Source organism: Candidatus Methylobacter oryzae (genome assembly GCF_003994235.2).
GTDB classification, from domain to species: Bacteria; Pseudomonadota; Gammaproteobacteria; order Methylococcales; family Methylomonadaceae; genus Methylobacter_A; species Methylobacter_A oryzae.
In genome coordinates this window covers 71,087-84,315 of sequence record NZ_RYFG02000118.1, presented here as the reverse complement: position 1 = coordinate 84,315, position 13,229 = coordinate 71,087, and the positions used below count along the sequence as shown (strand labels likewise).

The following is a 13,229-nucleotide window of genomic DNA, read 5'->3' as shown; positions in this document are numbered from 1 at the left end:
TAAAGTTTCGGTAACTGTATATAATTTAATGGAACACTGATTGCACGGATAAAAAAGAAAAATAAAATCCGTTTAAATCCGTCTCATCAGTGTCATCCGTGTTCCATTTTCAAACAATCAGCCTCCGGCCAATAACGGGCCACATCCAGATGTTGGTCTTCTTCCTTAAACTGGGCTAACAACAACGGCTCAAAACGCTCCCGGTGATCGCCGAGACGGAACTTGCACATCATCGCGCGCATTTCGTATTTCCTGAAACCGGCCATCAAGGCCTGTTTTTCCACGTCGGTTAAATCCGGATGCCAAAAATCGATGATCAAGACCGTTCTTGGCTTATCGCTGCGATTCCAGACTTCATGCTCGAACGAGTCTTCAAAAATGAAAACTTCGCCGTTGCGCCAATGCAGTAAATTGTCCTTGACCCGCATTGTACAGTCTCCCGGCACATCCAAGCCTAAATGCGCACGCAACCTGAACGCATCGATGCTGCAATGAGCAATCAGGTGCGAACCTGCGGCCTGACGCGAAAACAAGCAATCGCCCCAAGGATACTCGAAACAATGTCCCGACAGGGTGTTTACAATCTCGACTGTTTTAGGACAATGTTTTTGGAAATCACGGATAGGAGTTCCCATGTAATACATCGGGACCACAGACCACATATTCTGCTGGGCCAACCCGCCCTCATAGCCCAAAAAATCGCAATCGGACGACAGGCTCATAATTTCGTCCCGGATGGCCGAGAAAGCACTCTCAAGCTGAGCGGCCCACGGATAATCGGCTTTGTCATGCACCGGCTTGTAATTAAGGCCGGGAAAGATCGGCAATACGTTCGGTCTTTGCATGTCGTTGACGATTGCCGGTATTTCTCCGGCCAATGTCCGCAAAAAGACTTTGACCCTGTCCAAGGAGGAATCGCCGTCCATGATCGCATCCCAATAACCGCCCTGCCGCATTATATGGACAATGTCTTTTTGTAGCTGTCCTTCGCGCGTTCCACAATCATCAGGTACCATGCCAGACTCCTAGTTCATTAATCGTTGAGTAATTTCATCATCGGAACAGTCTTCCAATGCATCCAGTAAGCCGCTAAGCTCAAATAAGTCCCGGTCTGTTAGCGTTTGCCCGGCGGCTTGCTCCGGTTTTTTATCGCCGGCCGCCAACACCTGCTCGGCCAAATGTTTAGCCAACGCTTCCAGCGTCGGGTAATCGAAAATCAAAGTCGACCGCAATTTCTTGGCCGTCGCATTATCCAAACGGTTTTTTAACTCTACCGCCATCAGCGAATCCAAACCAAAATCGAACAAGCGTTCTCTCGGATCGATAAGCGTGGATTTAGGCAACGCCAATACCGTGCAAATTTGTTCGCGCAACCAATCGTTCAAATAGTCGTGCTGTTGTTCCGCTGGTAATGCATTCAGCCGGTCGATAAAACTTGGCTCAGGCTTTTGCGGCGTTTGGATTTTTGCAAGACCGTTAAGCAATGCCGACGGATAATGCCGGCTGAACTTCGGCCAATCGACCTGCATTACCCCAACCTGGGCCGCACTGACGATCATCAACTGCGATAAAGCTTGCAATGCCGTTTGAGGGCTCATCGCTTCGACACCTTGAGCTTGCCAGTGATTGTTATTATTTGCCGATAAACGCGCAGCCATGCCGACCTCGCCCCACGGTCCCCAGTCGATACTCAAGGCCGGCAAGCCTTGTAGGCGCCGCTGGTGCGCCAGCGCGTCCTGGAACGCGTTCGCGGCCGCATAATTGCCCTGCCCCGGCGCTCCCAACAGTGCGGTCGCCGACGAGAATTCGATGAAAAAATCCAAGGCCCGGTCTTGGCTGTAACGATGCAAATGCCAACTACCGTTGATCTTGGGTTTTAGGACGCTATGAAAGCGTTGCCAGCCCAGCTGTTGCAGCATGCCGTCATCGAGTTTGCCGGCCGCATGGAAAATGCCGGCTAACGGCGGGCGGTGCTGCCGGATCCACTCGAGCAGCCGGGCGACGGGCTGCTCTTGGCCGATGTCGGCGACGAGCACGTCGACTTGGGCGTGCTGTTGCAAGTTTTTTAGTTGTTCCTGCACCGAGGCGTTAGCCGGGTTCAAGCTGTTCAGGATGACATGGGTCGCGCCCTGTCCAATCAGCCATTCGGCCAGTTTCAGGCCCAGGCCGCCGAGGCCGCCGGTGATCAGGTAGCTGTGCTGCGGTTTGATCTTTTCCGGCCGATGGTTCAGTACGATTTTGCCGGTATGTTGGGCTTTAGCCATGCATTGGAATGCGGCGGCAGCTTGTTCGAACGGATAGCACTGCACCGGCAACGGGCTCAGGGTCTGTTGTTGCAAACGCTCGCCGAGCTGTTGGAACAGGGTTTGGATCAGTTCCGGCTGTTGTTGGCCGACGTCGCCGAGGTCGAACACGTGATAACCGGCGTCGGGGCGCTGTTGCTGCATTTGTTCAGGACTCAAGATGCCGAGTTTGCCGATTTCGATGAAACGGCCTCCCTGGGCCAGGCAACGCAGGCTTTCCTGGATGAAGTCACCATTCAGGCTGTTCAGCACGATGTCGACGCCGTGGCCGCCGGTTGCGGCCAGGATCGCATCGGCGTAATCGGCTTGGCGCGAGTGGTACAGGTGGCTGATGCCTTGGGCTTTGAGCAGCGGCCATTTGTCCGGATGGGCGGTCGCGTAAATTTCGAGGCCGTGCTGCTGGGCGATCTGCACGGCAGCTTGGCCGACGCCGCCGGCCGCGGCGTGGATCAGGATGCGCTCGCCGGGTTGGACTTGCGCCAGCTGTTCAAGGCCGTAGCCGGCGGTCAGGTAAGCCAACGGGATTGCAGCCGCATCCAGGTCGCTGAGCCGCCCCGGGGTCTTGACCACGTAGCGAGCGTCGACGTTGACGTGGTCGGCCATGCTGCCGGGGGTCAGTACGGCCATGACCCGGTCGCCGGGGACAAAGCCGTCGACGCCGGCGCCGACTTGGCTGACGGTGCCGGCGCATTCGAAGCCGAACGGGATGTCTTCGGGCTGGCGGCCCGGAAATTGGAGCATGCCCAGCGCATGCAACACGTCCTTGAAGTTCAGGCCGCTGGCGGTGACTTCGATTTGCAGTTGGCCTGCTACCGGAGCCGGGATTGCGCTTTCGCGCAGCTGTAGGCGGTCGATACCGATGCCGTTCAAGTGCAGCCGGCGCTCAATAGCCTGATGGTCGGTACCGGCTGTTGGCTGGACTAGGTCAGCCGGGGGGCTGCGCCGTTGCAGGCGCGGCACGTAGCGCTGGCTTTGCCGGTAGGCAATCTGGTCTTCGGCGGCGACCGTCTGCCTGGCGGTCTGTCCTGAGATTTGGCGCTGCAGTTCGCTAACGAGCTGCTGGGCTTCTTCGGCGACTGTCGCGTTGGCATCGGGATCGAGGTCGATGCGCAGGCAGTGCAGTTCAGGGTGCTCAAGACCTATGACTTTGGCAAGGCCCAGCAGCGGGGCTTGCAGCAGGTTCACCCGGCTTTGCAAGGCGGCGCCTTGGCCGTCGGGGGCCTGATCGAGGCTACGATAGACGGCTTGCGCGCCGCGGGTGACCAAGGCCAACGGGCGCGGGGCGGCGGCCAGGGCCTGGACCAGATGCAGCACGCTGGCGCAACTCACCTGTTGGGCTTTGTCGAGCCAGTAGTCCGCATCGCCGATGCCGAATTCGAGGTTGCTCAGGGACTCGCTCCAGGCGTGGATGATGCCGGCGTCGGGATGCTCGGCCACTAAGCGCCGGTAGTGCTCCGGCTGTTCGGGGTTCAGTTGCGTATGCCGGGCATCGAACCGTTGGTAGTCGTTGCCGCTACGGATCAGGTGGCTGTTGGGCAGTTGCGCGGCCAGTTGCTCGGCCAACTCGCCTGGCTCGATGAACACGAGCCAGGGCGCTTCCTTGGGATTGGCGTTGGGACTGGGACTTTCGAGCGGCTGGGTTTGCCAAGCGATGCGGTAGCTATCCAGCGGGCGCGGCCGGCCGGACAGTTGCCCGGCGCTGGCCGGACGCAGCAGCAAGTGTTTCAGCTCGGCCAGCGGCAAACCTTGGCGATCGTAAAGCTGCAAGTCGGCGCTGTAATAATCGGCGCCGCTCTCCGCTGGAGCGCTGAGCATGGCCTGGCAGTAAGCGGCATCGCTTCCGCTACGGTAGAGGGTCAGCTGTTCCAGACCGACCGGCAAGTAGCGTTGTTGGTTAGCTGCCGGCAATGCGGCGCTGAGCAGTTGCAAACCGCTGTCCAACAGGGCCGGATGCAGCAGGTAGCGGCTAACGTCGTGACTGTCGTCCGGTGCCAGCGTCAGCAGGCCGGTGACGGTGCGGCCTTCGACGCTGAGGCGGCGGATGCCTTGGAAGCGCGGGCCGTAGTCGAGCCCTTGTTCGCAAAAGCGCCGGTAGTAAGCGTCGAGGTCGATGTTGCTGTCGGCCGCCATCGCGGTCGCGGCCAGGCACTCGGCCGGGCTGTCGTCGTTCGCTGTCTGACTGAGGCTGAGCCTGGCTTCGGCATGGATTGTCCACGGGCCTTGATGCTGCTCAGCTTCGGGGCAGCCGGCGATGGTGACGCGGTAGCCGTCGCCGTCCGCTTCGAGCAGGGTTTGCAGGCTAACGGGGGCGTCGACGACCAAGGCCTGGCGGATGCTTAGGTCGCGGATCGTCAGCCGGTCGCTGTGCAGTTGTTGCCGGCCGGCGGCCAGGGCCAGTTCGAAGTAGCCGGTGGCCGGAAACACGGTATGCGGCGGCAGGCGATGGTCGGCCAGCCAACCGGGCCGGTCGGGGCTGACGACGGTTTGGTATTGGATCGTGCGCAATGCCGACGGCAGTTTACCGCCGAGCAGCGGATGGCCGTTGGGATGGCTGGAGGCGGAGCGTTTTGCGGTCTCCAGCCAGTAGCGTTGGCGCTGGAACGGATAGGTCGGCAGCACGACTTTAGCCGGTTTGTACGCGCCGTAGGCCGCGGCCCAGTCGATCTTGTCGCCGTTTAGATAGCGCTCGCGGAGCGAATGCCAAGGACTGGCGGCGCTGTCCAAACCAGTTGCCGGTTGTTCGGTTTGACCGGTTGCCGAACCGGCGGAATTCAATAAGATTTGCAGTTGCTGCCGGGCGTGCTCGAGGTTCGCGGCCAAGAGTACGCAACGGTGCGAAAAATGCTGGCGGCCGACCGCAGCGCTGTAGCAGACCGCCGCCAAGTCGAGGCCTCGATGAACGGTGAAATAAGCCAGGTAGCGCTGTTGCAGGGCGTTGAGTGCCGCCTCGCTTTTCGCCGACAACGGCAGCAGGTGATAAGGCTCGGCCTCACCGGTGGCGATCGTCGCGTCGGTAGCCGGCACGGGGGCCTCTTCGACGATCACGTGGGCGTTGCTGCCGCTGAAGCCGAACGCGCTGACCCCGGCCAGCCGGCGCTTGCCGCCGCGCGGCCAGGCGGTCGGCGTATCGACGACTTTGACCGGCAAGCTGGTCCAGTCGATATGAGGATTCGGCGTTTGGTAATGCAGTTGTTTCGGCAGTTGCTGGTGTTGCAAAGACAATACCAGTTTGATCAGCCCGGCGATGCCGGCGGCCGATTCCAAGTGACCGAGGTTGGTTTTGACCGAACCGATCAACAGCGGCTGCGCCGTACTGTGCGAAGCGCCGAACACGGCGGCCAGCGCATTGACTTCAATCGGGTCGCCGAGCGGCGTGCCGGTACCGTGCGCTTCGATGTAGTCGATCAACTCCGGGGTGACGTTGGCGTTGCGCAGGGCTTGCTCGATCACGGCTTGCTGGGCCAGGCCGTTCGGCACGGTCAGGCCGCCGCTGGCGCCGTCCTGGTTGACGGCACTGCCGCGGATCACGGCCAGGATGTTGTCCCGGTCGGCCAGCGCGTCGCTGAGCCGTTTCAGTACCACGATGCCGCCGCCTTCGCCGCGCACGTAGCCGTCCGCGGCCGCGTCGAAAGTTTTGCACCGGCCGTCCGGGGACAGCATGTTGGCTTGGGACAAAGCAACGCTGTTTTGCACCAGCAGCATTAAATTGACGCCGCCGGCCAAGGCCAGCTTACATTCGCGCTGTTTGAGACTTTGGCAGGCCAGATGAACGGCGGTCAGCGACGACGAGCAGGCGGTGTCGACGGCCAGGCTCGGACCGGTGAAGCCTAAGGTGTACGATAGTCTGCCTGCCGCTACGTTCAGGCTGTTGCCGCTGTTGAAGTAAGCGTCGTATCGCGTTATCTCGTCCGACAATTGCCCGTAATCGTTCGCGGTAATACCGATAAACACGCCGGCCCGGCTACCTGCCAGACGATCCGGCATATGCCCGGCCCGCTCCAACGCTTCCCAAGCCGTTTCAAGAACCAAGCGCTGCTGCGGGTCGAGATTAACCGCTTCGCGCGGCGAAATATTGAAAAACTGCGGATCGAACTGGTCGACCTGATCGATAACCGCAGCGCGCGTCGTGTTGATAAAGCCGGATTGATTGGGCTCAGGATGATAATAGCGACGGCTGTCCCAACGTTGCGCAGGTACTTCGACAACGGCATCCTTGCCTTCCGATAGCAGTTGCCAATAACTTTCAGGACTGTCGACGCCGCCCGGAAACCGGCAACCGATGCCGATAATCGCAATGGCTTCCCGGTCGGCCTGCTGCAATTGCTCGATCTTTTGCCGCGCATTTTTAAACGAATCTAAAATCCGCCGGGCCGTGCTATCGTCGATTGCATTCGTCATGCTTGATCTCGTAATAAATTTTCCAATGCAGTCAATTCAAAGTCGATGGCCAAGGCCAGTTGATCATTATCCGCAACTTCCGGAACATTGCCTACTGCGTTTTGCCGACCGGACAATCCGGCTAGCAGGAAATCGCTTAACTGCCGGATATTCGGATAATCGAACGCCAAGGTTGCCGGTAGCTTCAGGCCGAATAAGTCTTCAAGACGCGTTCTAAACTGCACGGCCATCAACGAATCCATGCCCATTTCAAAAAAACCGCGCTCGGTGTCGACCATTTTATTGTTCTTTAGCCCCAGCGTTTGTCTTAGCTCGGTTTGCAGGCGCTCGGACAACAAGCCTTGTTGTTGGTGTTGCGGCGCTCGGCGCAGTTCATCGGCAAAACGCCCGGTTTGCACGGCTGTGTCGGCGGCTTTGACCAGACGTTCAAACAATCCGGCCCCTGCATAGCCGGCAAACAATGCAGACAGCATGGACCAATCGGCATCGGCGACAATGATTTGCGCGGCCGGCTCGGACAAGATTTGCGGCAACGCGGCTAAAACCTGCTCCGGATGCAACGCCCCGATTCCGCTTTGCGCCAGTTCGTCAGCCAGGCCGGACGCCATGCCTTCGCCCTGCCAAGGCCCGAAGTTCAGGCTGAGCCCCGGCAAGTTGTGCCGATGCCGGTAAGCGCTTAGCGCATCCAGGAATTGGTTCGCGGCCGCATAAGCGGCGCGTTCTTTCGCGCCCCAGATCGAAGCGATAGAAGACAACAGGCAAAAGAAATCCAACTGCGAGCCAAGGCTTAATTCATGCAGCAAACAAGCGCCCTGCACTTTTGCCCTCAGCGCCCGGATAAAATCACGTTCGCTCATTTGCGCCAGCGGCTTGTCGTTCGCCTCTCCGGCCGCATGGACGATGCCGGCCAGCGGCGGCAGCTGTTTAAGCTGTTCGGCGACTTGTTGCATATCGCTACAGGAAGCGACGTCCGCTTGCAACGCATGAACGCGGCAGCCTTGCGAGGCTAAGCGTTCCAGCGCCGGCCGATGCTGTTCGCCAGCCGGCCGCCGGGCCAGCAGCACGATGTCTTTTGCGCCCAGCCCGGCTAAACGGTCGGCAATTTGCAGCCCCAACGCACCTAAACCGCCGCTGATAAGGTACGTGCGACCGGCTTTGATCGGTTTTGCCGCCTGTTGGGTTTGGGTTAATTCGTAAGGCAGCAAGCGGCCGACATAACGCCGGCCGTCTCTTAATGCGACGGCCAGCTCGGTATTTATCGACCTTAATTCGGCTATTAACGGCACACTATCGCCGTCGGAACCGATATCGATCATGCCGCGAAAAATCTTCGGATATTCCAACGCAATAGCTTTCGCCATGCCCGATAACGGTGCTTGGTTCAACTGGACATTGTCATCCGCAGTCAACGCATAGGCTTGCTTGGTCACCAGCCACAAACTATGCACCGGCAATTGCTGCAGGATATGCATCACGTTGAAACATGAGAACGTTTGCTGCTGCATCACCGCATCGTCTTGCAAATCGAAACCCAGGTCCAAACTCCATAAATGGATCACGCGCAATTCCGGCAACTGTTGCTGCTGCAAATAGCGCAGGCCGGATGCAGCCGCTTCTATCTGCCAGCCGCGCCCCGATGCCAGCGGGCTGTTGCCGGGCCCCGGAAACACCAGGTGGCAGCGATGGCCCGCGCCTGTCAGCGCTACGGATAGCTCCGACGCGATGCCGGTGTGATCTGCAAAAATCAGCCATGTTTGCGGCTCGAACGATTCTCTTGATACTAGCGGCATTGGTTGCCAATGCCATTGATAATATGCTTGCTTGATCGGCTTGTTTAATAGATCGGGCAACGGAGCCGTGGCTTCCCGCGCAAATACCGGCTGCGTGTCCAGCCAGTAACGTTGGCGCTGGAACGGATAGCTGGGCAGGCCGTGCAAACGTTGACGGTTCTGTCCGCTATAAAAACCGCGCCAATCGATGCCGACGCCTTGCCGGTAAAGCTCCGCCAAGGCCGCCAATAACACGTCTTTGTCTGTTGCGCCTTTTTTCAGGCTCGGCAACCATTGTACGGCTTCCGCACCGCTTGCCTGCCGGGCCATTGCCGAAGCATGCGGCTGCGGGCCTATTTCAATTGCGATATCGCAAGTTTCCGACAACAACGCCGTCACGGCCGACGAAAAACGGACCGGCTCGACGATATGCGAAATCCAATAATCCGGCGTGCTCATTTCCATATCGATCCGCTTTCCGGTCAGGCTGGAGACGATAGCAATGTTGGGCCGACGGTAGCTGCAACGGTGCGCGACGCCGGCAAATGCGGCCAACATGTCGTTCATCAACGGCGAATGGAATGCATGCGAGACTGTCAATGGCTGCGAGCTAAAGCCTTGTTCGCGCAATATCTCGCAAACGGCCGCGACAGCGCTGTCTTCCCCGGAAACGACTTGCAGGCGGCGGCTGTTGTAACCGGCGATCACAACCTGTCCCGATACCTTGGCTAGCGCGGCTTCGACAGCCTCGACTTCCGCGAATACGACCGCCATGCCGCCGTTGGCCGGCAGTGCCTGCATCAAGCGGCCGCGCGCTGCAATCAGTTTGATCGCATCCGGCAATTCGAGAACGCCGGCCAGGCAAGCGACCGCATATTCGCCGACGCTATGGCCCAGCAAAACATCCGGCTTAACGCCCCAACTTTGCCAAAGCTTTGCCAGCGCATATTGCAGCGAAAACAACAGCGGCTGCGTATAGCCGGTTTGATTCAGTAAATAATCGTCGTCATTGAACATGACTTCCGTTAACGGCAGTTCCAGTTCATCGCTTAGCAACTGCTCGCAAGTATCTATGACGGCTTTGAAAACCGGCTCGGTTTGATATAACTGCAAGCCCATTTGCCGGGTTTGCGCGCCCTGCCCGGTGCATAAAAAAGCAATTTTGCGCGGCGTCCTTGCAATCGCCGTAGGCATTTTTTCAGCTTCGGTTTGCAAGGCTTCCTGTAGAGCGGCCGGAGTGTCGGCTACCGCCGCAGCCCGAAAATTAAAATCGCTCCGGCCTAACGCTACGCTGTAGCATAAATCGGCAAGATTCAATTGCGGGCGGAACTTAATAAAATCGCTATAACGTTGCAGCAATTGCTGCAAGGCGGCTGCGCTTTTGGCCGAGACTGCCAGCACTTGAACATTTTCGCTCTCTATCGTCCGCAACTGCCGGCTTTCCGCTTCCGATACGACGATATGCGCATTCGTGCCGCCGAAGCCGAACGAGCTGACTCCGGCTATCCGCTGTTCGGCCAGCCAAGGCTGCGTTTTTTCTGGAATGCTAAAACCGCTGCCGTCCAGTTTGATCAGCGGATTGCGGGTGTGGCAATGCAAATGCGCAGGTATCGTTTGCTGGCGCAACGACTGTATCACCTTGATCAAGCCGGCGATGCCGGCCGCCGCTTCCAGATGGCCGATATTGGTTTTTACCGAACCCACGCTCAGTTCCGGCGCCTGGCGAAATACGCTTAATAACGCATCCATTTCAATCGGATCGCCGAGCGGCGTGCCGGTACCGTGCGCTTCGATATAGCTGACGGCTTCGGGCTTGATTTGGGCGTTCGCCAAGGCTTTTTTAATAACCGCTTGCTGGGCGTTCAAGTTCGGTGCGGTCAGGCCGTTGCTGCGGCCGTCCTGGTTAACGGCAGAGCCGCGTATCACGGCCAAAACAGCGTCGCCGTCGCGTTCCGCGTCCGCCAATCGCTTTAACACGACGATGCCGCAGCCCTCACCGCGCACATAACCGTTCGCGTCGGCCGCAAAAGTTCTGCACTGACCGTCCGGCGACAGCATATTGGCCGAGGACAAGGCTACCATCATCTGTGGAGACAGCAGCAGGTTGACGCCGCCGGACAAAGCCAGCGTGCATTCCTGCTGGCGCAGACTCTGGCAGGCCTGGTGAACGGCAACCAGCGACGACGAACAGGCCGTGTCGATTGCAAGACTGGGGCCCCGCAAATCCAATAGATACGAAAGACGGTTCGCAGCGATACTGAAAGTCTTACCGGTGCTTGCATAGGCATCGATAGCATCGGTTGAGCTTAACTGCCAGGCCGCATAGTCGTCGGTGCTGATGCCGATAAATACGCCGGTTTCGGATTGCGCCAGGCTTTCAGGCGCGATGCCGGCATATTCGAGCGCTTCGTAAGCGACTTCCAGCACCAAGCGCTGCTGCGGGTCCATCGCATCGGCTTCTTTACCGGCAATACCGAAAAACTCGGCATCGAACAAATCGACACGATCTAAAAGGCCGGCACGACGGCTATTGATTTGCGGGAAGCTGTCCGCATGCCAACGCTGAGCCGGAATATCCTTGACCGCATCGTGGCCGTCGGCCAGCATTTGCCAAAACCGGTCAGGATCGTCGGCATCCGGGAAGCGGCAACCGATACCTACTACCGCAATCGGAGCTTGCTCCAGGCCGGCATGATCTTCCGAACCCAGGGCTATGATTCCCGGGCTTTGCAACTGCGTTTGCATAAACGAAGCCAGCGTGGACACTGTCGGATACTGCCATAACAAGGTCGGCGATAATTCCAAGGGCTTGCCGTTTTCAGCCGCCAGCAAGTCTTCGAGCTCGCCGACCAGGCTAACCGCCAGCCTTGAGGAAAGTCCGTAAGCCGAAAAAACCTGGTCGACATCGATGCTTGCCGGTGCAATGTTTAGCGCTTCGGCAAGTTTTGTGACCAGCCAACCGGCCAGCGTGCCTGCGCTGACGGCGCTGGTTTTTACCGCGCTGGGCTGTTGCCAGAGTTCATGGCTTTCAAGGCGTTGTTGCAGAAAAGCTTGCTTGCAACCGTGGCGTTGCAGTTTGCCGCTGGAGGTTTTAAGAATGGTGCCTTTTTTTAACAAGGCCACCGCATGAACTTCCAATTCGTGCGCTTCGGCCAATGCGCTACGGATCGCTTGCACGATGGGCTGGTAGTCGCCGCAGCTCTGGTTCAGTTCAACGACGACAACCGGACGCTCTTGATCGTCGACGATGACCGCGAAAGCCGCCGCATGTTCGGGACGCAGCGCCGGGTGGGCTTGAATCACTGTCCATTCAATATCTTGCGGATAATGGTTGACGCCGTTGATGATGATCAAGTCTTTCAGGCGGCCGGTGATATACAGCTCGCCGTCGCGCAAAAAACCCAAATCGCCGCTACGCAGATAAGGTCCCTGTCCGTCACTGGTGTAGGCTTGAAACGTATCCTGGGTTGCTTGCTGATTTTGCCAATAACCTTGAGCAACGCCGGGATCTTTTATCCATATTTCGCCAATATCGTCCTCGCCGCATACCGCCAAAGTATCGGGTTTAACGATTCTGACTTCGGTAATTCCGATTGGTGGTCCACAACTGACGATAGCGCCTTGGATGTTATCGTCTTCGCGCTGCTCGGCGTTTAATTGATGAAATCGCGGCAACACGCCGTGCGGCTTGGTTGCGACTAATAACGTCGCCTCGGCCAAGCCATAAGCAGGATACAGGCATTCGGCGCGAAAACCGCAGGCGGCAAAGCGCTTGCTGAATGCTTCGACCGTTTCCATACGCACCGGCTCGGCGCCGTTGCTGGCCACTTTTAGCGAACTTAAATCCAGCCCCTTAAGCTGTTCGTCGCTGATTTTTTCGAGGCAATACGCATAAGCAAAGTTAGGCGCTTGCGTGTGCGTGCCCCGATACTTGGCAATGGCCTGCAACCAGCGCAACGGGCGCTTTAAGAACGTCAGCGGCGATAAAATATAACAAGGGATACCGGTAAACAGCGGCTCCAGCAGGCCGTCGACCAGGCCGTAATCATGAAAATACGGCATCCAGGTGACGCTGACGCTGTCTTGGTCATAAGCCCAAGCTTGCCGGATTTGCGCCAAATGATGGATCAAATTGCCGTGGCTCATCATCACGCCTTTCGGCGACGCGGTGGAACCCGACGTATATTGCAGGTAAGCCAGGTTATCTGGCCCAATCTCCGGCATGCGCCAATCGTCCGCCGAAGCATCGTTTAAGTCATAAAAATCCAGCCAATGCTCGACGGCGAAAGCCTCCATCGCCGCTTGCGCTGCATTTGCGGATTTTTGCCTGATCGATTCTATCAATTCGCCGCTGCTTAAAACCAGGCTTGCTTCCGCGTCCTTGGCGATGGTTTTTAATCTGGGCAGCGTCCTTTTCAACCTGACCGTATCGGGCGGCGGCGCCGGTATCGCGATGACTCCCGCATACAGACAAGCGGCAAAACCGATCATGAAATCGATGCCGGGCGGATACAGCAGTAATACCCGGCCGTTCGCAGGTACGTAGCGCCTGATCACAACCGCCCCTGCCCTGGCTTTGCGGTCCAATTCGGCATACGTTATAAGGCTTTCTTCAACGATGCCTTCTTTAAGATAGGTGTATGCAATCCGGTCGGGCGCTTGTTGCGCCCTATGCCGGAATAGCTCTACTAAATTTTTGAAAGAGGATTCTTGCACAGCAATAATTAATTAGAAGGCGGCAATGAAGCAGGATGGATAT

3 protein-coding genes are annotated in these 13,229 nt (G+C 57.9%); all 3 read right to left on the bottom strand.

The window, feature by feature from the left end; all coding sequences use genetic code 11:
• Positions 1–92 precede the first annotated feature (92 nt).
• The 3 genes from EKO24_RS19260 to EKO24_RS19250 are packed head-to-tail and all read right to left on the bottom strand — an operon-like array spanning position 93 to position 13,186.
• Positions 93–1,016: an aspartyl/asparaginyl beta-hydroxylase domain-containing protein gene (locus EKO24_RS19260; protein ID WP_127027488.1), complete on the bottom strand. Its 924-nt coding sequence runs from the start codon at positions 1,014–1,016 to the stop codon at positions 93–95.
• Positions 1,017–1,025: 9 nt separating this feature from the next.
• On the bottom strand, positions 1,026–6,701 hold the full coding sequence (locus tag EKO24_RS19255) for an SDR family NAD(P)-dependent oxidoreductase (RefSeq protein ID WP_143733262.1): 5,676 nt from the start codon (positions 6,699–6,701) through the stop codon (positions 1,026–1,028).
• Positions 6,698–13,186, bottom strand: coding sequence for a type I polyketide synthase (locus tag EKO24_RS19250; RefSeq protein WP_127028414.1), 6,489 nt, complete (start codon positions 13,184–13,186; stop codon positions 6,698–6,700). Before EKO24_RS19250 ends, EKO24_RS19255 begins: the two co-directional genes overlap by 4 nt.
• Positions 13,187–13,229 lie beyond the last annotated feature (43 nt).

Coding starts and splice junctions, on each gene's coding strand:
- EKO24_RS19260 (WP_127027488.1), bottom strand. CDS start 1,016: ATGGTACCTGATGATTGTGGAACGCGCGAAGGACAGCTACAAAAAGAC.
- EKO24_RS19255 (WP_143733262.1), bottom strand. CDS start 6,701: ATGACGAATGCAATCGACGATAGCACGGCCCGGCGGATTTTAGATTCG.